20 protein-coding genes are annotated in these 21205 nt (G+C 61.4%); 6 read left to right on the forward strand and 14 right to left on the reverse strand.

Features of this window, described 5'->3' with window-relative positions:
- Positions 1-14 precede the first annotated feature (14 nt).
- The 4 genes from VNZ65_RS07030 to VNZ65_RS07045 all read right to left on the reverse strand — a co-directional run bounded on the left by VNZ65_RS07030 (position 15) and on the right by VNZ65_RS07045 (position 2764).
- Entirely contained in the window at positions 15-530 is a 516-nt protein-coding gene (locus VNZ65_RS07030) for a spore coat U domain-containing protein (RefSeq protein ID WP_325667409.1), read from the reverse strand.
- Between the two features lie 7 nt (positions 531-537).
- Entirely contained in the window at positions 538-1002 is a 465-nt protein-coding gene (locus tag VNZ65_RS07035; protein ID WP_325667411.1) for a Csu type fimbrial protein, read from the reverse strand.
- Positions 1003-1230: 228 nt separating this feature from the next.
- On the reverse strand, positions 1231-1698 hold the full coding sequence (locus VNZ65_RS07040; RefSeq protein ID WP_325667413.1) for a Csu type fimbrial protein: 468 nt from the start codon (positions 1696-1698) through the stop codon (positions 1231-1233).
- Between the two features lie 148 nt (positions 1699-1846).
- Complete coding sequence (locus VNZ65_RS07045; RefSeq protein ID WP_325667415.1) at positions 1847-2764, reverse strand: LysR family transcriptional regulator; 918 nt, start codon at positions 2762-2764, stop codon at positions 1847-1849.
- A 134-nt stretch (positions 2765-2898) separates the two neighbouring features.
- On the opposite strand from VNZ65_RS07045, the gene VNZ65_RS07050 reads away from it, so the two are divergent.
- Together VNZ65_RS07050 and purL are read left to right on the forward strand one after the other, a co-directional pair.
- On the forward strand, positions 2899-3900 hold the full coding sequence (locus VNZ65_RS07050) for a zinc-binding alcohol dehydrogenase family protein (RefSeq protein WP_325667417.1): 1002 nt from the start codon (positions 2899-2901) through the stop codon (positions 3898-3900).
- Between the two features lie 186 nt (positions 3901-4086).
- Positions 4087-8118, forward strand: a complete 4032-nt coding sequence (gene purL / locus VNZ65_RS07055) for a phosphoribosylformylglycinamidine synthase (RefSeq protein WP_325667419.1) — start codon at positions 4087-4089, stop codon at positions 8116-8118.
- 127 nt (positions 8119-8245) lie between these two features.
- Here purL and VNZ65_RS07060 read toward each other — a convergent pair whose 3' ends face one another.
- From VNZ65_RS07060 to VNZ65_RS07095, 8 genes are all read right to left on the reverse strand, one after another.
- Positions 8246-9547 (reverse strand): ABC transporter permease, encoded by a 1302-nt coding sequence (locus VNZ65_RS07060; RefSeq protein ID WP_325667421.1) that lies wholly within the window; start codon positions 9545-9547, stop codon positions 8246-8248.
- A gap of 54 nt (positions 9548-9601) precedes the next feature.
- Positions 9602-10543, reverse strand: coding sequence for an ABC transporter ATP-binding protein (locus VNZ65_RS07065; protein ID WP_325667423.1), 942 nt, complete (start codon positions 10541-10543; stop codon positions 9602-9604).
- Positions 10544-10696: 153 nt separating this feature from the next.
- The gene (locus VNZ65_RS07070; RefSeq protein ID WP_325667425.1) at positions 10697-11488 is read right to left on the reverse strand and encodes a peptidylprolyl isomerase; all 792 of its coding nucleotides are present in this window, start codon (positions 11486-11488) and stop codon (positions 10697-10699) included.
- Positions 11489-11602: 114 nt separating this feature from the next.
- Positions 11603-11881: a BolA family protein gene (locus tag VNZ65_RS07075; protein ID WP_325667427.1), complete on the reverse strand. Its 279-nt coding sequence runs from the start codon at positions 11879-11881 to the stop codon at positions 11603-11605.
- Positions 11865-12497 carry a septation protein A gene (locus VNZ65_RS07080; RefSeq protein ID WP_325667429.1) on the reverse strand — a complete coding sequence of 211 codons (633 nt, stop codon included), beginning with the start codon at positions 12495-12497 and terminating at the stop codon, positions 11865-11867. The genes VNZ65_RS07075 and VNZ65_RS07080 overlap by 17 nt, the downstream gene beginning before the upstream one ends.
- A gap of 39 nt (positions 12498-12536) precedes the next feature.
- Positions 12537-12938 (reverse strand): peptide-methionine (R)-S-oxide reductase MsrB, encoded by a 402-nt coding sequence (gene msrB / locus VNZ65_RS07085; RefSeq protein WP_325667431.1) that lies wholly within the window; start codon positions 12936-12938, stop codon positions 12537-12539.
- A 15-nt stretch (positions 12939-12953) separates the two neighbouring features.
- The gene (locus tag VNZ65_RS07090) at positions 12954-14450 is read right to left on the reverse strand and encodes a protein adenylyltransferase SelO (protein WP_325667433.1); all 1497 of its coding nucleotides are present in this window, start codon (positions 14448-14450) and stop codon (positions 12954-12956) included.
- 76 nt (positions 14451-14526) lie between these two features.
- Positions 14527-15138, reverse strand: coding sequence for a DUF2239 family protein (locus VNZ65_RS07095; RefSeq protein ID WP_325667435.1), 612 nt, complete (start codon positions 15136-15138; stop codon positions 14527-14529).
- Between the two features lie 205 nt (positions 15139-15343).
- Between VNZ65_RS07095 and VNZ65_RS07100 the strand changes: the two genes are divergently transcribed.
- From VNZ65_RS07100 to VNZ65_RS07115, 4 genes are read left to right on the forward strand one after another with little or no spacing between them, the layout of a single operon-like run.
- Complete coding sequence (locus VNZ65_RS07100) at positions 15344-16288, forward strand: branched-chain amino acid ABC transporter permease (protein ID WP_325667437.1); 945 nt, start codon at positions 15344-15346, stop codon at positions 16286-16288.
- A 5-nt stretch (positions 16289-16293) separates the two neighbouring features.
- Positions 16294-17355, forward strand: coding sequence for a branched-chain amino acid ABC transporter permease (locus tag VNZ65_RS07105; protein ID WP_325667439.1), 1062 nt, complete (start codon positions 16294-16296; stop codon positions 17353-17355).
- The gene (locus tag VNZ65_RS07110; protein WP_325667442.1) at positions 17352-18125 is read left to right on the forward strand and encodes an ABC transporter ATP-binding protein; all 774 of its coding nucleotides are present in this window, start codon (positions 17352-17354) and stop codon (positions 18123-18125) included. The genes VNZ65_RS07105 and VNZ65_RS07110 overlap by 4 nt, the downstream gene beginning before the upstream one ends.
- Positions 18122-18817, forward strand: a complete 696-nt coding sequence (locus tag VNZ65_RS07115) for an ABC transporter ATP-binding protein (protein WP_325667444.1) — start codon at positions 18122-18124, stop codon at positions 18815-18817. Before VNZ65_RS07110 ends, VNZ65_RS07115 begins: the two co-directional genes overlap by 4 nt.
- A 6-nt stretch (positions 18818-18823) precedes the next feature.
- On the opposite strand, the gene VNZ65_RS07120 is transcribed toward VNZ65_RS07115, so the two are convergent.
- Positions 18824-19624 carry a ferredoxin--NADP reductase gene (locus VNZ65_RS07120; RefSeq protein ID WP_325667446.1) on the reverse strand — a complete coding sequence of 267 codons (801 nt, stop codon included), beginning with the start codon at positions 19622-19624 and terminating at the stop codon, positions 18824-18826.
- Positions 19621-21126, reverse strand: coding sequence for an MFS transporter (locus VNZ65_RS07125; RefSeq protein WP_325667448.1), 1506 nt, complete (start codon positions 21124-21126; stop codon positions 19621-19623). Before VNZ65_RS07125 ends, VNZ65_RS07120 begins: the two co-directional genes overlap by 4 nt.
- Positions 21127-21205: the final 79 nt, after the last annotated feature.

Raw genomic sequence — 21205 nt, forward strand, 5'->3', positions numbered from 1 at the left:
GTCTTGACGATGAATTATGGTTCGATGGTAATCACCAGATTGTCGCGATAAGCCGACGCAGCTGCGTTCCTGAAGTCTTCTGCGCGGATGGTGGCGACCATCTGGAAGGTGTCGGGCGGCGTCGGTCCGTTGCCGATGTAAGGATTGCCCGACGGTTCCTGCAAGGCATAGGGCAGCGTAGCGCTGCCTTCTTCCTGCATCATTTGCCGCAGGCCTTTGCCGCTGTCATAGTTCTCGCCGTTGCCAAGCCGGATGTTGTATGGCGTGCCTTTCGCGCACCAATAGCTGACTGTGCCGGTCGCCGTTGCCGGGCTATTGCTGGCGGGATTGAGCACGCCAAAGTTGAGTTCGCCGGAATCCACGATGGTGCATCCGCCTTCGACCACCACCCGCACCACTATGTCGCCGGTATCGGCCCATCCGCTGCGCGCGGCGAGCGCAAGCAGAAACAGGAAAGCGCACTGGAGATGGCGGCGGTAGCGTGCCGCCGGCAGCACCGTTGGCAGGTGGGCGTGACTGCTTTGCGCCATGGCGTCGCTATGGTTCGATGGTTACAAGGACATTGTCCAGGTAGCTCGCGGCGGCAGCATTCTTGACATCGGCGCTCAGTATGGTTCCTGTCAGTGTCAGCCGTTCGTTGGTAGCCGGACCGATGCCGGTGCCGCTGCTCTTGTCTGCCGTAAGCTGATAAGGCAGCAGCGCTGCACCGCCGTTTTGCTTCATTTGCCGGCGTGCGCTGCCCGCATCGTAATTTTCGCCATTGCCTAAGGTGATGGTGTAAGGCGTATCTGTTGTGCACCAATAAGTTACCAGGCCGGTGGCGGTGGTGGGGCTGTTGCTGGCCTGGTCCAGGGCGCGAAAATCCAGCTCCCCGAGACCGGCCAATGTGCAGCTGGCGGCAATCGACGCCTTTACCACCACATTTCCGCTGGCGGCCCAGGACGGACTGACGGACAAGGCGTATAGCATCGCACTTGCTAGTAGAACGGTTTTGAGTTTCATATTTCTATCCCATGGCACTAATACGATGAATTTTTTCTACGGATTAACTGTTGGATATGAAGGCTGAAATTTCCTGGTGGAATTATTTTTAATATAGCCCCAAGCCCGGATTGCGGTCAATAAAACCCAGTTCCGCAGAATTGCTCAACTGCCGTTGTGTACCCTTTATTCCACAGTATTCTATAAATACTTTTGTTCGGACTTCTCCGCGGGCGCTGCATGATAGTGCTATGGCTCGATAGTCACAGTCACATTGTCAACGTAGTCCGCTGCGACGCTGCTCCTGATGTCGTGACCAAAAATTGTGCCCGACAATACCGCCCTGGCATTGACAGGAAGTCCATTGCCGATTCCGCTTTCCTTGTCGATGCTGAGTTGGTAGGGTAGCAGCCCGGGGCCGCCCAGCTGTTTCATTTGCCGCTTTGCGCTGCCGGCGTCGTAATTTTCGCCATTGTCCAGCGTGATGGTGTAAGGCGTACCCTTGGTGCACCAGTAGAACACCGAGCCGGTGGCGGTGGACTCGTTGCTGGATTGATCGAGTGCGCCGAAATTCAATTCCCCAACGACGACAATCGTGCAGTTGGCAGCAACTGAAGCCTTCACCGCGGCCTTGTCGCTGGCCGCCAAGGCAGTCGCCGCAACGGTGGCGAATGCCATCACGCCGGCGTTGCTCAGATAGCCTGGGGTGTATTTCAAAAGACGCTCCGATCATTGACAGTGACGCACCGAATATATTATTCGCTGCGGGAACAGGTCAATAAATGCCCTCGGTGGACATTTGCGGCGTGTGTGTTTTATTCCACACAGAGGGCGCTCACGATATTGTGACGCCTCTACCCAGGATTCAGCTGGGAACGAAAGGCATGGATGGACAATCGAGCGTCGCAAAGCGTTCACGCAGAAACGCCAGCAAGGCGCGCAGCGACGGCGACATGCTGCTGCGGTGCGGGTACACCATGTTCAGCGGCGTGTCTTCGCCGCCAAACTGTTCCAGCAGGATTTCCAGCCGGCCTGCGGCCACATCCTGCCGTACATCCAGCCAGGACTTGTAAGCGATGCCGATGCCAGCGACGGCCCAGGCGCGCGCAATCGAGGCATCGTCGCTCATGCGGTCGCCGCGCACCTTGACGTCGATCGCTGTCTTGCCGGAGTAAAAGCGCCAGTTGTTGAACAAGCCGTGCTGCAGGTAATACAGCAGGCAGTTATGGCCGGCCAAGTCCTTGGGTGCCTGCGGCCGCCCATGCTTGGCCAGGTAGGACGGCGCCGCCACCACCACCCGGCGGCTGGCGGCCAGCACTTGCGAGACCAGCGTCGAGTCGTCCAGCGGACCGTAGCGGAAGGCAACGTCGACCGGATCGCGGAACAGATCGATGACGCGGTCGGAAAACTGCAGCGATAGCGTGACTTGCGGATGGCGCGCCTGGAAGGCGTCGAGCCAGGGCAGCAGCACATTGCGGCCGACATCGGACGGCATCGACAAGCGCAAATGGCCGCTCACCGGCCCATCGGCGTTCAGCAGCGCCTGTCCTTCGTTCAGCAGGGTCAGCGCCTGACGGCTATAGTCCAGGAACATGCTGCCCTCGGGCGTCAGCCGCATGCTGCGGGTAGAGCGCACGAACAGGCGGGTGTTGAGCTGCTGTTCCAGGCGCTTCAGGCTGGCGCTGGCGGTGGCCGGCAGCAGGTCGAGCTGGCGCGCCGCCTTGGACAGGCTGCCCAGGTCTGCCGTGTGGATGAAAAGCTGGAGGTCGGTGGTCGAGTACATTATCAAATTTTAATTGAAAGTGAATCAAATATTGCCATGTTTATAAAATAATTCAACATTATCATAATGGCGTCCAGGTACCCCAATTTACGACTGCGTTCGGATCGAAGCGGTCACACATCAGGAGTTTGAACTTGAAAGCCATTGCTTTAACCCGCTATCTGCCTATCGACAATCCCGAATCGCTGCTTGACGTCCAGCTCGATCAGCCTGTGCCGCAAGGCCGCGACCTGCTGGTCGCCATCAAGGCCATCGCCGTCAACCCGGTCGACGTCAAGGTGCGGGCGCCGAAAGACACGGTAGAAAAGGCGCCGCGCGTGCTGGGCTGGGACGCCGCCGGCGTGGTGCAGGCGGTGGGGCCGGAAGTCAGCCGCTTCAAGGTCGGCGACCGGGTGTTCTATGCCGGCGACATCACCCGTCCAGGCAGCAACAGCGAATTCCAGCTGGTCGATGAACGCATCGCCGGCAACATGCCGCAGACGCTCTCGTTCGAGCAGGCGGCGGCCTTGCCGCTGACCGCGATTACTGCCTGGGAAGCGCTGTTCGACCGTCTCAAGGTGGCGCCCGGCAAGTCGCTGCTGATCATCGGCGGCGCCGGCGGCGTCGGTTCGATCGCAATTCAGCTGGCGGTCAAGGTCGCCGGCCTGAACGTGATTGCGACCGCATCGCGTCCCGAGTCGGAGCAATGGGTGCGCGAGTTGGGGGCACAGCACGTGATCAACCATTTCGGCGACCTGCCGGCGCAGCTCAAGGAGCAAGGCTTCGACAGCGTCGACTACGTGCTGATCCTGAACGATACCGACCGCCACTTCCCAGCCGCTGCTGCGGCAGTGGCGCCGCAAGGCATGATCTGCACCATCGTCGAGAACGCCGCGCCGCTCGATGTCAGCCTGCTGAAAGCCAAGAGCGCTGGCTTTATCTGGGAATTCATGTTTACCCGCTCGATGTTCCAGACCGCGGACATGCAGGAGCAAGGCAAGCTGCTGGACCAGGTGGCGCGGCTGATCGACCAGAAAACGCTGGTCACCACGCTGAGCCAGGTCTTGTCGCCGATTAACGCCGCCAACCTGCGCCAGGCCCATGCCACGCTGGAAACCGGGCGCGTGATCGGCAAGATAGTCTTGAAGGATTTTTGAAGTAATTTCTTGCATTAAATGCAATGGCGGGCCGGCAGCTTTCCGGCTTTTCCGGCCCGCCAGCCTTTTGCCTGTGGCAATGGGGTGATTTTGTCATCACTTACAGGGGCGGCGGGGCAGTCAGCACTGTATAATGACGGCTTCTGATTTAACCCGCAGCCACGCTGCATCAACTCCCCCCTCGCCATGTTGATTTTGCCCGGTTCCAACGCTCTTCCCGCCTTCCGTTCCCAACGCCTTCTGGCCCAGCTGCAAGCGATCGACAGCAATGTCGTCGAAGTCAGTGGCCGTTTCGATCATTTTGTCGACGCCTCGGCTGCGCTCAGCCAGGACGATATCAGCCGCCTGAACGCCTTGCTGACCTACGGCGATCCGTTCTGCGCCAGTGACGGCGGCGAAGAATTCATCGTGCGATTTGTTGTAACCCCGCGTTTCGGCACCATTTCGCCGTGGGCCAGCAAGGCCACCGACATCGCCCATAATTGCGGCATGGCGCATATCAAGCGCATCGAACGCGGCATTGCCTACCAGGTGAAGATGAAGAGCGGCTTGCTGGGCGGCGTCAAGAAACTGAGCGAGGAAAGCGTGCGCGCCATCGCCGACGTGCTGCACGACCGCATGACCGAAACCGTGCTGCGCAGCGCCGAGCAGGCGGCCGATCTGTTCCGCGAACTGGACGCCAAGCCGCTGGCCTTCGTCGATCTGCTGGCAGGCGGCAAGGCTGCGCTGGAACACGCCAACAGCGAACTGGGCCTGGCGCTCTCGGACGACGAGATCGATTATCTGCTGAACGCTTTCACCAGCGCCAAGCGCAATCCGACCGACGTCGAGCTGATGATGTTCGCGCAAGCCAACAGCGAACATTGCCGCCACAAGATTTTCAACGCCGACTGGGTGATCGACGGCGCCGCGCAAGACAAGTCCTTGTTCGCCATGATCAAGAACACCCATCAGCTGGCGCCCAAGGGCACCATCGTCGCCTATAGCGACAACTCATCCATCATCGAAGGCGCTACTGTGTCGCGCTTCTACGCGCGTGGCGCAGCCGAAGGCAATACCTACCGCGCTTCGGAAGAGCTGACGCACATCCTGATGAAGGTCGAGACACACAACCATCCGACCGCGATTTCGCCATTCCCGGGTGCTTCCACCGGCGCCGGCGGCGAGATCCGCGACGAAGGCGCGACCGGCCGCGGCGCCAAGCCGAAGGCGGGCCTGACCGGTTTCACCGTATCCAACCTGTTGCTGCCGGATGCGCAGCAAGCCTGGGAGAATTCAGCGGACGTCAGCGCCGCTGACGTGACCGCCGCCGGCCAGGGCGATGCAACAGCGTACGGCAAGCCAGAGCGCATCGCTTCGGCTCTGCAGATCATGATCGACGGCCCGCTCGGCGGCGCTGCCTTCAACAACGAATTCGGCCGCCCCAATCTGGGCGGCTACTTCCGCACCTACGAGCAAAACGTCGGTGGCAACGTGCAGGGCTATCACAAGCCGATCATGATCGCCGGCGGCATCGGCAGCATCTCCGACAAGCACACCAAGAAAAACGAGCTGCCGGTCGGCAGCCTGCTAGTGCAGCTGGGCGGTCCTGGCATGCGTATCGGCATGGGCGGCAGCGCGGCGTCGTCGATGGCAACCGGTTCCAATACCGCAGACCTGGATTTCGACTCGGTCCAGCGCGGCAATCCGGAAATGGAACGGCGCGCGCAGGAAGTCATCAACGCCTGCTGGGCGATGGATGACAAGAATCCTATCCTGTCTATCCATGACGTCGGCGCCGGCGGCCTGTCGAATGCCTTCCCGGAAATCACCAACGACGCCAAGCGCGGCGCGATTTTCGATTTGCGCAAGGTGCCGCTGGAAGAAAGCGGCATGGCGCCCAAGGAGATCTGGAGCAACGAATCGCAGGAGCGTTATGTGCTGGCGATCGCGCCGGAAAGCCTGCCGCTGTTCGAATACTTCTGCCAGCGCGAGCGCTGCCTGTTTGCGGTGGTCGGCACCGCCACGGAAGAGCGCCAGCTGAAGGTGATCGACCCTGAACACGACAATAATCCGGTCGACATGCCGATGGATGTCCTGCTCGGCAAGCCGCCAAAAATGCTGCGCGACGTCAAGCACGTCAATCCGGTGCTGCCGGCGGTCGACCTGACCGGCATGAACCTGCTGGAAGTGTCGCAGCGCGTACTGAAGCTGCCGACAGTGGCCGACAAATCTTTCCTCATCACCATCGGCGACCGTACCGTCGGTGCGACTTCGGTGCGCGACCAGATGGTCGGCCCGTGGCAGATCCCGGTGGCCGACTGCGCGGTCACCAGCATGAGCTTTGAAGGCTACCTGGGCGAAGCGATGGCGATGGGCGAGCGTACGCCGCTGGCCGTCATCAACGCGCCGGCTTCCGGCCGGATGGCGGTGGGCGAAGCACTGACCAACATCGCGGCAGCAGCGATTGCCGACATCTCCGACGTCAAGCTGTCCGCCAACTGGATGGCTGCCTGCGGCCAGCCCGGCCAGGACGCCGCCTTGTTCGATACCGTGAAGGCGGTCGGCATGGAACTGTGCCCGGCGCTCGGCATCAGCATCCCGGTGGGCAAGGATTCGCTCTCGATGCGCACCACCTGGAAAGACCAGGACCAAGCCAAATCGGTGACTTCGCCGGTATCGCTGATCGTTTCAGCCTTTGCGCCGGTCAGCGACGTCCGCCGCTCGCTGACGCCGCAGATTCGCACTGATGCGGGCGACACCGCGATCATCCTGATCGACCTCGGCCGCGGCAAGAACCGCATGGGCGCTTCGGCCCTGACGCAAGTCATGCAGCAGATCGGCAATGAAACGCCGGACGTCGACAGCGCGGAAGACCTGAAAGGCTTCTTCGCCGCCATCCAGCAGCTCAACAGCGAACAGAAACTGCTGGCCTACCACGACCGTTCCGACGGCGGCTTGTTCACCACCTTGTGCGAAATGGCGTTCGCCGGCCACAGCGGCTTGTCGATCAATCTCGATATCCTGACCATGGAAAGCGAGCACGCAGCCGACTGGGGCGATTCCAAGAACTGGACCGGCCAGGTGGCCGAACGCCGCAACGAACTGACCTTGCGCGCACTGTTCAGCGAAGAACTGGGCGCCGTGCTGCAAGTCCGCGCCGAGCAAAAGTCGGAGGTCATGAACGTGCTGCGCAGCTTCAACCTGGGCGCCTGCAGCCACATCATCGGCAAGCCGAACACGCGCGACGTCATCGAATTCAGCCGCGACGCCAAGACCATCTACAGCCAGACCCGCATCGACCTGCAGCGCCTGTGGAGTGAAACCAGCTGGCGCATCGCCCGCCTGCGCGACAATCCAGCCAGCGCCGATGCCGAATACGACCGCATCCTGGATGCCGCCGATCCCGGCATCACGCCGAAGATCCCGTTCGACCAGCAAGAGAATATCGCCGCGCCTTTCCTCAACCTGGCAGCCAAGCCACGGGTAGCGATCCTGCGCGAGCAAGGCGTCAACTCGCATGTGGAAACCGCGTATGTGATGCATCAGGCCGGCTTCACCGCGGTCGACGTCCACATGAGCGACCTGATTGCCGGCCGTGCGCGCCTGGACGACTTCAAGGGTTTCATCGCGGTCGGCGGCTTCTCCTACGGCGACGTGCTGGGAGCGGGCGAGGGCTGGGCCAAGACCATCCTGTTCAACGCCAAGCTGGCCGAGCAGTTCTCGCTGTTCTTCCAGCGCGGCGATACGTTTGCGCTGGGCGTTTGCAACGGTTGCCAGATGATGAGCAACCTGAAAGCCATCATTCCCGGCGCCCAGGCATGGCCTAAATTCACCCGCAACAGGTCGGAAAAATTCGAAGCACGCTTCTCCATGGTGCAAGTCGAAGCTTCGCCTTCGATTTTCTTCCAGGACATGGCCGGGACCCAGAGCGCGATTGCCATCGCCCACGGTGAAGGCTTTGCCGACTTCTCGCAGACCGGCGATATCAAGGAAGCGCTGGTGGCCATGCGTTTCATCGACAACAAGGGCCAGGTCAGCGAAGGCTATCCGTACAATCCAAATGGTTCGCCGCAAGGCATCACTTCGGTGACGACTCCGGACGGCCGTTTCACGGTCTGCATGCCGCACGCCGAGCGGGTATTCCGTACCGTCCAGCAGTCGTGGCATCCCGAGTCGTGGGGTGAAGATTCACCTTGGATGCGCATGTTCCGCAATGCGCGCAAGTGGGTCGGCTAAACCCGGCACACTGCGGGCCGGCGCTGCATTACGCGGCGTCTGCTGTCTTCTGGTAAGAACCTGATTTTCAAAAAAAGCAGCCCTGTATCAAGGGCTGCTTTTTTTTTGCCAAAATCCGGCTTGCTCCTTATTCTTTGAGTGCGTCGCGCCGGAAGCGCCACACCGCCAGGGCGCCGAACAGCGCGGTAAACCCGAGCAGCGCCGCCATCGCCGGCAATGCCGCCTCAAATCCTAGTCCGCGCCAGGTCATGGCGTCCAGGCCGTCCACCGCCCAGCGCGTCGGCACCACCAGTGTCGCCGTCTGCAGCCATTGCGGGAACAGGAAGGTCGGGACCCAGGCGCCGCCCAGCATCACCATGATCAGGGTCGCGAACATGGCCAGTCCGCGCGCTGCTTCCGGGGTCTTGCCGAAAGCCGCCACCAGCAGGCCGAAGCTGGCGGTGACCAGAGCGAAGCAGATGCCGACGCCGATGAAGCCGGGCAGGCTGCCGGCGATCTGCACTTTCAGCACCAGCATGGCGAACAGGAAAATCACGCAAAGGATGGCGAAGGCGATGATGGCGCTGGACAGGGCGCGCGCCAGCAGCACCGTATTGAGCGTGATCGGCGCCGCCAGCAGGCGGTTCCACAAGCCCATGCGGCGCCACAGCAGCACGGCGATGCCGGCGTCGATGCCCATGAACAGGATGAACTGCACGCTCATGCCGGCGAAGGCGTGAGCGTAGCCATTGTATTTCTGCAGACCGGAAGTCAGCGCCTGGTCGCTGGTGGAGTAGGGTACCGACAAGCCCACTTGCTCTGACTGCGCTGCTTGCTGGTCGGCGCCGCCTTCTTCTTTCTTGGCGGCGCGCGACTGGTATTCCTTGATACTGCTCAGCATCTTCAGCAACTCCGGATTCTGCGTGGCGTTGCGCTGCAAGGCGTCGATGCTGGTGTTCAGGTAGGAGTCGACAGCCTTGATGTCGAACATTTCGGCGCTGACGTCCTGCATCACGTATTGCGTCAGCATGCCCTTCACCATTGCCAGCACCGCTTGCTGCGATGGGTCGTAGTAGAAGGTGATCTCGGGCTTGTTGCGGCCGCCGAAGAAGGCATTCTTGGCGGCCGCGCCGAAGCCGGCCGGCAGCACCACCGCCACGCTCAGCTTGCCGTGGCGGACCCTGTCCTGGGCTGCCGCCAGCGGCAGTTCCTGCACATTGAGCGTGCTGTCGCTCTTGAGTCCGGCAGCGATCTTCCGGCTGGTGCCGCTGTCGTCGAGCTGGACCAGGGCAATGTCGATCTTGCCGTTGCTGACCGCGCCGGAGCCACCGAACAGATAACCGAAGAAGGCGCCCAGCACGATCGGCATCAACAGGCTGATCAGCAGGGCGCGGCGGTTGCTCAGGTACAGGATCAGGTCCTTGCGGACCAGGGCGGTGAGGGCGCTCATGGGCGGTGCTCCGAAACGGAAGAAGAGAGGGAGAGGCTGCGGGTCTGCCGGCGCTCAGTCGCGCAGGCTGCGTCCGGTCAGGCCGAGGAAAATGTCTTCCAGCTTGGCCTTGGCGGTCATGAAATGCAGCGGCGGCTGGCCGCTGGCGGTAAGCCATTGCAGCAGCGGCAGCGCATCGTCCGTCGTTCGCAGGCCGATCTGCAAGCTGCTGTCTTTGCCGGTGACAGCAGTGACGCCGGGCTGGCGGCCGATCTGCTCCAGCAGGATGGCGTCGGCCGGCTGCGCCAGGTCGACCTGCAGCGCTGCTTGCGCCGGCAGCCGCCGGTACAGTGCCGCCGGGGTTTCATCGGCCAGTACTTTGCCGTGGTCGATGACGACGATGTGATCGGCCAGCCTTTCGATTTCTTCCATATAGTGGCTGGTGTAGATCAGCGAACGGCCCTGCTGCTTGAGTTGCTCAAGGCTGTCGAAGATAGCGTTGCGGCTTTGCGGATCGACGCCTACGGTAGGTTCGTCCAGGATCAGCAGCTGCGGATCGTGCAGCAGCGCAGCCGCAATGTTGAGCCGGCGCTTCATGCCGCCGGAGAAACTGCTCGGCTTGTCGGCTGCGCGGTCGCTCAGGTTGACCAGCGCCAGCACTTCGCTGCAGCGTGTCTTCAGATGGCTGCCGCCAAGGCCGTAAAGTGCGCCGAACAGTTTCAGGTTTTCGTTGGCTGACAAGTCTTCGTATAGCGCCAGCTCTTGCGGCACCAGTCCGATCTTGTGCTTGGCTGCGCTGTTGCCGGCGTTGACGGCGATGCCGTCCAGCAGTACCTGGCCGGCATCCGGCCGCAGCAGGCCGCAGATCAGGCTGACGATGGTCGACTTGCCGGCGCCGTTGGGGCCGATCAGGCCTAGCGTCTGGCCTTGCCGGACCTGAAATGAAACATCGTCGACCGCACGCCTGTCGCCGTAGGATTTGCAGAGGCTGGATACGTTGAGCAGCGTGGCGACCATCGTGCAATCCCGAATTTGAGTTGCCTCATTGTAATTGCTTGTTTCAATTCCCTCAACATCGATTGCATAAACCATGCGGGCATAAAAAAACGCTCCGAAGAGCGTTTTTTATCGGCGATGCTTTGCCAGACTTGCTTGTTTTATGCGAAAGACTTATTGAATCTTCGCTTTTGCACGCAGATCTTGCTGGTAAGCCTGCAGTTTTTTCTGTTGCAGTGCTTCAGTGATTTGCGGCTTGACTTCGGCCAGGGTCGGGATCTTGGCAGGACGGACTTCGTCCAGCTTGATGACGTGGTAGCCGAACTGGGTCTTGACCGGTGTGTCAGTCAGTTGACCTGGCTTCAGCGCTACCAGCGCATCGGAGAACGGCTTCACGAACGAAGCTGGCGTTGCCCAGCCCAGATCGCCGCCGTTGGCTGCCGAACCTGGATCCTTCGATTGCTTGGCCAGATCTTCAAACTTGGCGCCGGCTTTCAGCTTGGTGATGATCGATTTCGCATCGGCTTCGTTCTCAACCAGGATATGCTGCGCGTGGTATTCCTTGTCGCCGGCCTGTGCCTTGAACTTGTCGTACTCAGCCTGGATGTCGGCATCCTTGATCGGGTTCTTCTTGATGAAGTCGGCGACCAGGGCGCGGATCAGGATCGATTGGCGGGCGATGTCGGCTTGCGCCTTGACGTCAGGGTTGTTGCCCAGGCCCAGCTTGTCGGCTTCCTGAATCAGCACTTCGCGGTTGATCAGTTCATCCTTGACCATGTTGCGCAGTTCAGGGGTGTCTGGTTGACCGCCCTGAGCGCCGCCTTGAGCGGACAGCTGCTTGATCATCATGTCGGCGCGCGACGAAGGAATAGCCTTACCGTTCACGACTGCCAGGTTTTGGGCCATAACAGGCAATGCAGCAGCTGCAAAAAGTACCACCAGTAAACGTGAAGGTTTAAATGTCATTATCAAATCCTAATTTGGGGAGGTTGTTAATAAATTAATTAATGCGAACCAAGGCAGAATAACCGAAGTGTATTTGCAGGGCAATTATTCTTTCCGATTGCATATAGATATGTTCTACGCAGTTTTTGTTTCAGATGGTGCCAGTGCAGTGATAGCCAGTGCATGAATTTCAGCGTGCATCATATCAGCCAGGCAATCATACACCAGCCTATGCCGTTTTAAGCGGTTTTGTCCTTCAAAAAGCGCGCAAACTATTCGTACCCGGTAGTGTCCACCGCCTGAGGCGGCGCCGGCGTGTCCCACATGCAGCGCCGACTCGTCCTCCACTATACATTCCACAGGCGCAAGTGCAGCTGTCAATTTGTTACGAATGGTATCAAGCCTTGGGTTCATCTGGGTCCTTGATGTATTTGGAGAGCAGGATGCTTTGGCCGATGACGAAGGCGAACATCAGGCCCATGCCGCCGAACAGCTTGAAATTGACCCAGGTCGCGGTAGGGTAATTGAAGGCGATGTACAGGTTCAAACAGCCCATGAAGGCGAAGAAGGCGATCCAGGCAAAGCCGACCCGGGCCCAGATCGGTTCCGGCAGGGCCAGCTGTTTTTCCATCATGGTGCGGATCAGGTTCTTTTTCAGCAGCAGTTGGCTGACCACCAAGACCACGGCGAAGGCCCAGTACAGCACGGTCGGCTTCCATTTGATGAAGGTCTCGTTATGGAAGTAGATGGTGGCGCCGCCGAACACGGTAATGATCAGCAGCGAGACCCACAGCATGGCATCGACTTTCTTGCGGCGCAGCAGCAGGTAACCGATCTGCGCCACCGTGGCGACGATCGCCACCGCGGTCGCCAGCAGCACCGGCGCTTGCGCGGCGGTGACCACGCCGCCGGAAACGAAACCGGAGAGATAATTGCTGACCAGCGCTTGCGCGGCCTCGGGACTTCCTTCGCTCCATTTGAAGATGCCGAAGAAAAGTATTACCGGGAAAAGGTCGAACAGGAACTTCATGTGTTTGCTGTGCTTTCAGTCAGGATATAGGTGGGTAAATCAGCTTGCCGGGTCGAACCGCAGCGAGGCCGAGTTGATGCAGTAGCGCAGGCCGGTGGGCGGCGGACCGTCCGGGAACACGTGGCCCAGATGGGCATCGCACACCTTGCATAAAATTTCAGTGCGCATCATGCCATGAGTGCGGTCGACGCGCTCTTCTACATTGTCGGGATTGATGGCTTTGAAGTAGCTCGGCCAGCCGCAGCCGGAATCGAATTTGGCGTCCGATTCGAACAAGGGCGTGTTGCAGCACACGCAGGTATAGATGCCGTGTTCGTGATGGTCCCAGAAGCGGCCAGTGAAAGCCCGTTCGGTCGCTGCATGGCGGGTCACTTCGTACTCCATCGGATCCAGTTCGGCGCGCCATTCGGCATCGGTCTTGACGATTTTGCTGCTGCTCATGTTTAAAGTTCCAATCTAAGACGAACAGCTGACTTCGAGTCCGCGCGCCCAGTCAGGAGGCAATTCGGCGTACTTTGCATGCTGCAGCTGCTCATCAAACGGGTTTTCAAGAATTTCCAGTAATTTCCTGACTTCCGAGAAGTCCTTGTTTTGCGCCTGTTCGATTGCAGTTTGCGCCAAATAGTTTCGTAATACATATTTGGGGTTGCAGCCATCCATTGCAAGCTTGCGGCTGTCGTCCCGGCTATTTTCCAGTTTCAGGCGCGCCCGGTATTGTAACGCCCAGGCGTCGAATGCCGCACGGTCCAGGAACAAGTCGCGCAAGGGGGCGTCGGCGCCGGCATCGTCCATCCGCAAAGCGCCCAGCCGGCGGAAAAACAGTGTGAAATCGACGTGGCTGGCTTGCATCAGCGCAAACATGGCATCCAGCAGCTTGTCATCGTCAGCCTGCTGCGTCGCCAGTCCCAGCTTGGCATGCAGCAATTCATCCAGTTTTGCCCCGTATTGCGCCTGATAGCCGCTCAGCGCCGCTTCCGTCGCCTCGACGCTGCCGATCAGCGGCAGCAAGGCCTGGCCCAGCGCAAAGCAGTTCCAGTGGCCAATCTGCGGCTGCTTGTTATAGGCGTAGCGGCCCTGCTGGTCGGTATGATTGCAGATATGGCTGGGGTCGTAGGCTTCCATGAAGCCGAACGGGCCGTAATCCAGGGTCAGCCCCAGGATCGACATATTGTCGGTATTCATGACGCCATGCATGAAGCCGACCGCCTGCCAGTGCGCCATCAGATGAGCGGTGCGGCGGGTTACCTCGGCCAGCAGTGCCTGGTAAGGATTATCCGCGGCCAGCAATTCCGGATAAAAACCGGCGATGACGTAATCAGCCAGGGTCTTCAGGGTGTCGTGCTGGTTGTTGTAATACCAGTGCTCAAAGGAGCCGAAGCGCACGAAGCTTGGCGCCATGCGCGTCACCACCGCAGTGGTCTCGGGCCGCTCGCGCATCGCCAACTGGTCGGAGCCGATGATGGCCAGGGCGCGCGAAGTAGGGATGCCCAGCGCCGCCATCGCTTCCGAGCACAGATATTCACGGATCGACGAGCGCAGCACGGCGCGGCCGTCGCCCATGCGCGAGTAGGGAGTCGCGCCGGCTCCCTTGAGCTGCAATTCCATGCGTCCGCCATTATTGGCGGCGACGTCGCCCAGCAAGATGGCGCGGCCATCGCCCAGCTGGCCGGCCCAGACGCCGAACTGGTGGCCGGAGTAGACCGCCGCCAGCGGTTGCGAACTGACGGCTATGCGATTGCCGCTGAGTGTCTGGATCAGTTCGCTGCTTGCAAAGGCTTCAGAATTCAGCCCTATCAGCTGCGCTGCGGACAAGCTGGCATCCACCAGATATGGCGATGGCAGCGGCGTTGGCGCCAATCGAGTGTGAAAGGACGCCGGCAGGCCTGCAAAGGCGTTGGCGAATTGCAGGTGTTCCGGCGTGGAGCTTACTGGGATGGCCAAATCAGGGTTCATTGCTCGCATCGAAATTGTGTCAGTCTCCAAGTATCGCATGGCTGGCACTGCTGCGACTGTTCAGGGCTAGTGCCGGCTACGCTTGTGTCGAGAAAGCGCGGCTTGCCAATACCTTGATATGATCGCGCACATCCGGTGCCCATGTCTCAATCAGTAACTCGAATCCAGCCTGATCGCTGGCAAACAAGGCCCGTGCAGCTTCCTCGAAATTCGCGCTGTTGCCGGCCATCGCCGACATGAAGCGATAGGCATATTCCTGGGCGCGGCGCAGCTGGTCGCGCTGTTCGCTGTGGCGGCGGGCGTCTTCCACCAGCTTGCGCAAGGCTACCGAGGCGCCGCCTGGCTGGGCGTTGAGCCAGTCCCAGTGGCGTGGCAGCAAGGTGACTTCGCGGCCGATGACGCCCAGTTTGGGGCGGCCCGGTCCGCGCGCCGGCTCATGGCTGTCGGCGTTTGCCGCAGGCGCGGCGGTGCTGGCTTCGCCGGCCGTCAGGCGCCGCAGCACTTGCTCGGCGCTGCCGCGAAAATCCACTTCGACCTGCTCGCTGGTGAGGTCGTCGAAAATCAGGATGGTCGCGCTGTCGTTGCGGTCTATGAGCTCCTTTGCTTTCAAGGCCACCAGCGCCAACTGGCCGGCGGCGATGCGTTGCGATCCGGCGAAGGCGATTACCGGGGTGATCAATCTGCTCATGGCGTAGTGGCTCTCGTAAATGAAGTAAGTGCACAATATTACCATGGTTTAATTTGCTTGGTAAAAATATCTGTGATTTAACCCTATGCCATTGCCGGCATGGCTGGCTTGCCGCGCGCGTCCAGCCCGGCTCAGCTGGCGAACTGACCATCGGCTCCTGGACAAACCGGTAGAATGCCGGACCTGAGCATCACATATCCGCACAATGGAATTTACCCTCATCACTTTGCTGAACGGCCTCAGTTACGGACTGCTGCTATTCCTGCTGTCGTCCGGCCTGACGCTGATTTTCAGCATGCTGGGCGTGCTGAATTTTGCCCATGCCAGTTTCTATATGCTGGGCGCTTATTTCGCCTACGCCATCAGCATCCAGCTGGGATTCTGGCCGGCGCTGCTGCTGGCGCCGTTGCTGACCGGCTTGCTGGGCGCGCTGGTGGAACGGGTCGGGCTGCGCCATGTGCGGCGCCATGGCCAGGTGGCGGAACTGTTGTTCACTTTCGGCCTGTCTTATGTGGTGGTCGAACTGGTGCAGCTGGCGTGGGGCAGGTCGGCGCTGCCGTATGCGATTCCGGCGCAGCTTGATGGCCCTTTGTTTACCTTGTACTCCACGGCATTTCCGGCCTATCGCGGTTTCATGATGCTGCTCGCGCTGCTGGTATTGCTGGCGGCGGGCTGGCTGCTGAAGCGCTCCCGCATCGGCATGCTGATCCAGGCGGCGCTGACCCATCCGCAGATGCTGGAAGCGCTCGGCCACAATGTGCCGCGGCTGTTCACCCTGGTATTTGCCGCCGGCTGCGCGCTGGCCGGCCTGGCCGGCGTCGTGGGCGGTAATGCCTTCGTCACTGAGCCGGGCATGGCGGCCGGCGTCGGCAGCATCATTTTCGTGGTGGTGGTGGTCGGCGGGCTCGGCTCGCTGAAGGGCGCTTTCATCGCGTCGTTGCTGATCGGTATTTTGCAGACCTATGCCGTGGCGCTGGACGTTTCCCTGTTGAGCGCTCTGGCGCACTGGGGCATCCAGATTGCTCCGGATGCTGTCGGCTATCCCTTGTTGCGGCTGACACTGGCCCAGGTAGCGCCGGTCCTGCCGTATCTGCTGCTGGTGCTGGTCATGCTGCTGCGTCCGCGCGGCTTGTTCGGGCTGCGGGATTGATGCCTATGGCGCTTTCTTCCTGGCGCGGCAAATCGCTCTGGCTGGCGTTCGCCTTGCTGCTGGCGGCGCCGCTGCTGTTTGCTCAAAGCGCCGCGCTGTCGATCCTGTCGCAATGCGGTTGCATGATGATCCTGGCGCTGTCCTTCAACATGCTGCTGGGGCAAAGCGGCATGCTGTCCTTTGGCCATGCCGTCTACTCTGGCCTGGCGGCTTTCGCCAGCGCACATCTGATGAACGAGCTGGCCGGCAGCAGCGCAGCCGCACTGTTGCTGGTGCCTTTGGCCGGCGGCGTGGCCGGCATGCTGGCGGGCGTGGTGTTCGGCTATGTCGCTACGCGCCGGTCGGGCACCGCGTTGTCGATGATCAGTTTGGCGCTGGTGGAATTGGTGGCCGCTGCCGTGCTGATGTTGCCCGCCTGGTTTGGCGGCGAGAGCGGTGTCAGCACCAACCGTGTGCTGGGCATGCCGCTGTTCGGCGTCGATTTTTCCTCACAGTTGCAGGTCTACTACCTGATCGCATTCTGGCTCTTCGTCAGCACGGCCGCCATGTACGGCCTGACGCAGACGCCGCTCGGCCGCATCGCCAACGCGGTACGCGACAATCCGCAGCGCGCAGCCTTCATCGGCCACGACCCGCGGCAGGTGCGTTACCTGATGTTCATGCTGTCGGCCTTCTTCGCGGGGGTCGGCGGCGCGCTGACTGCGATCAATTTTGAAATCGTCAGCGCCGAGAACCTGAGCCTGCTGCGTTCTGCGCAAATCCTGCTGTTCACCTTCATCGGCGGCATCGGCTATTTCTTCGGGCCGATGATAGGCGCGATTACCGGTGTGCTGTTTTCTTCTTTGCTTTCGGCTTATACCCGCGGCTGGCAGCTGTATCTGGGCTTGCTGTTTGTGCTGATCGTGCTGTTTGCGCCGGGCGGCATCGCCGGCGCCTGGATCAAGCTGCTTGCCGGCTGGCGCCAGATGACATTGCGCGGTTGGCTGCGCCTGGCGGGCGGGTTGTTGACTGCATTCGGCGCCGTGTTCCTGATTGAAATGCTGTACCGGCGCGCGGCGATCCTATGAGCGATCAATTGCATCCGCCCGTTCTCGAATTGCGCAATCTGCACAAGCAGTTCGGCGCCGTGCGTATTATCAACGGCGCTGCTCTGCAGTTGCGGCAAGGGGAAAAGCTGGCGCTGATCGGCCCTAACGGCGCTGGAAAATCGACCCTGTTCAACCTGATATCGGGCGCCATCGTCCCCGGTAGCGGCGAGCTTCTGCTGCGCGGGCGCGAGATCGGCGGCATGACGCCGTTCCAGATCAGCCGGCTGGGGCTGGCGCGCAGCTTCCAGATCACCAGCATCTTTCCGCGCCTGAGCGTGGTGGATAACTTGCGGACGGCGGTGCTGGCGGCGCATGGTTATCGCTATACCTTCTGGCGGCGCCTGTCCGGGCTGGGCAAAGTCAATTATCGCATCGAGGAATTGTTGCAGCAATGCGGCTTGCAGGCGCATGGCGCAACGCTGGCCGGCGATCTCAGCTATGCCGTCCAGCGCGCGCTGGAGATCGGCATCACGATTGCCGGCGACGCCAGCCTGATATTGCTGGATGAGCCGACCGCCGGCATGAACCGCGACGAGGCCGCTGCTGCGACCGAACTGATCCGGCGCGTGAGCGCAGGCAAGACCCTGCTGCTGATCGAGCACGACATGGACGTCGTGTTCGGCCTGGTGGACCGCATTGCCGTGCTGGTCGATGGCCGTATCATCGCTTGCGACACGCCGGCGGCGATCCGCGCCAATCGCGCCGTGCAGGAAGCCTATCTCGGCGCCGTGGAGGCACAGCAGCCATGAGCGCCTTGCTTGAAGTGCGCGGCTTGCATGCCTTCTACGATCAGGGGCAGGTACTGCATGGCGTCGATCTTGAGGTCGGCGCTGGCGAAATCGTCAGCCTGCTGGGCCGCAACGGCGCCGGCCGCTCTACCACCTTGAAGGCGCTCATGGGCATGTTGCGTTGTAGCGGCTCAGTGCGGCTTGACGGCGCGCAGCTGGCCGGCCTGAAAACATTCCAGATCGCTCGCCATGGCATGGCTTACGTGCCTGAAGAGCGGGCGGTGTTCCCGGCGCTGACGGTGCAGCAGAACCTGTTGCTGGGGCAGCTGCGGCCGGAGCCTGCAGCCTTGGAAGAGGTGTGGCGCCTGATGCCGCAGCTGGCCGTGCGCAGGCATGTCGCCGCCGGCCTGCTGTCCGGCGGCGAGCAGCAGATGCTCAGCCTGTGCCGCAGCCTGATGGGCAAGCCGCGCCTGCTGATGGTGGACGAGCCGACGGAAGGGCTGGCGCCGGACATGGCGCGAATTGTGGCGCAGCATTTGCTGACGCTGCGGGCGCAGGGGCTAGGCGTATTGCTGGTGGAGCAAAAACTCGGCATCGCGCTGGAAATTTCTGACCGCGTGCTGGTGATGGGGCATGGCCGGATTGTGTTTGGCGGGACGCCGGCACAGCTGCATGCCAATCCCGCCGTGCGGCAGAAGTGGCTCGAAGTCTAGTATTGGTTACCAGTAGTCTTCAGTCACAAACTGCCCCGGCACGGCCCGCCGGCAAGGCCGCAATCCCCGCTGGTGCAGGATCTCGCGTGTTTCGGTGATCATTTCGGGATTGCCGCACATCATGATGCGCGATGCTTCCACCGTGATAGGCAAGCCAGCCGCGGCTTCCAGCGCGCCGCTGGTCAGCAGGGCAGTGATGCGCCCCTGTAGGTTGCCGGGCGCGGCTACGGTATCGCGCGTGGTAGCGCGGATCAGTTGCAGGCGCGCGCCGCCGGCCGCCAGTTGCGGCCGCTGCGGCAGGGCCGCCAGCAATTCCTGGTAAGCCAGTTCTTCGGCGTTGCGCACGCAATGCACCAGGATCAGGTTGCGGAATTTCTGCCACGCCATCGGATCTTGCAGGATAGAGATGAAGGGACCGAGTCCCGTGCCGGTGGCTAGCATCCACAGATCCTCGCCGTCGACAAAGCGGTCGGCGGTCATGAAACCGTAGCTGAATTTTTCCACCAGCACGGGATCGCCCGGTTTCAGGTTTTTCAGCTGCTCGGTGAACTGGCCGCCCGGGACCTGCACCAGGAAATACTCCAGCTCATTTTCACTGGCGGCGGAGGTGACCGAATAAGCGCGCCAAAGGGTTTCTTCGCCGACCGTCACGCCGAGGCGCGCGAACTGCCCCGGCGTGAACTGATAGCCGGCCGGGCGCGTGGTGCGGAATGAAAACAGCTTGTCGGTCCAGTTGCGGATGCTGGTGACGGTTTCCGTGGTGGCCTTGAGCGGCGAGACCGCTGGTTTGGGAGGCGTGCTGCTCATGGCAGAGGTTCCTGTAGTGGCTGATCGTGTTGCGTGCTGCGGCCGGCGCCGGGGGTTGCAGCTGCCGGGGTCTTCAGGCGCAGCGCCTGGCGTACCGTGAAAAACGCCAGCAGCGGCGCCAATGCAAAGCAGATGAATAGCCATTGTGCCGCATTTGCCGCTCCTGGCAAACCGCCCGGGTCGGCCAGTCCGGACAGCGATGTCACCATGCCCGCGAGGGCGGCTCCGGTGGCGGTGGCGAACAGCTGCACCGTGGTCAGCGAATAAGCGGCCAGGTTGCCTTCGTCGGCAGGCGCGCTGCTCAATATGCTGGCCATCAGATGCGGCATGCCCATGCCGATGCCGAAGCCGACCAGTATCAGTGCGACGCACAGCGGCAGCAGGCCGTAGCTGTCCAGCACGGCGGCCGACGGCAGCATGAACGACAGCGCCAGCAGGGCGGCAATCACCACCAGCGGCCCGGCCTTCATGACAAACTGTGCGCGGGCGCCGCTGTAGCTGGAGAACAGCAGCGCCGCCAGGGTCCAGCCGCAGGACATGATGCCGGTCAGGTAACCGGCCAGCAGCGGCGAGTGGCCCTGGATCATCTGCAGGAAATACGGTACGTAGATTTCCGTGGTCAGTCCCAGGATCATCAATATCATGGTGGCGTACAGGGCGCCGATGCGGCTGCGCAAGGAAAATGCGCCGCTCGGCAGCAAGCGCGCGCCAGGGCGCTGTTCCAGGCGGGCGATCAAGGCGATCAGGGCGATGCCAAAAACAATGCCGGCTATATTCATGGCGGTGCTGCTGAACAGGCTGGCGGCGGACACGGACAGCACGGCTGCCGCCAGCAGCAATATCTTGGCCAGCGGAATGCTGTCTGCCTTCTCGTCGGCCCGCGTTTCGGCTGGAATTTTCAGCGTGAATTGCACCAGCAGCGCGAGGATGACTGCCGCCGGCAGCAGCGACCAGAAGGCGCCGCGCCAGCTGCCGGCCTGCGCAAACATGCCGCCGATCGCCGGTCCGGACAAGGTGGAGATGCCCCACATGCCCGACATCAGCGCCATCGCGCGCGACCATAGCGGCGGCGCAAACACCACCCGTATCATGGCGTAGGACAGCGCCACCAGCACGCCGCCGCCCAAGCCCTGGATAGTGCGCGCCAGCAGCAGCCACACCATGTGCGGCGCCAGCGCGCAGCCGGCTGAGCCGATCGAAAACACCAGCAGGGCCAGCAGGCTGGCGGAGCGGTAGCCCAGCCATTCCACCAGCCTTGAAGCCAGGCCGGCGGCGATGATGGAAGCCACCACGAACAGCGAGGTGGCCCAGGCATAGTATTCGAGGCCGCCGATATCTTTCACCACCGACGGCAGGATGGTGGTGACGATGTAGACATTGGTGGCGTGCATGCCGATGCCGCCGGCCAGGGTCAGCGAGCGCAGTGCATTGCGTCCCGACAGCAGGTCTGACCAGCTGGCTGGCGGCGGATCGGTGTTGATAACGGTAGGTGCAGGCGACATGTTTTAGTCTGTCCAGATGGGTGCTGATAAGTTGTCATGGCGAGCGCAGTCGCTATCGGCGCCATGCACCGATCGTACG

The sequence above is a fragment of the Collimonas sp. genome (genome assembly GCF_035566555.1).
GTDB lineage: Bacteria > Pseudomonadota > Gammaproteobacteria > Burkholderiales > Burkholderiaceae_D > Collimonas.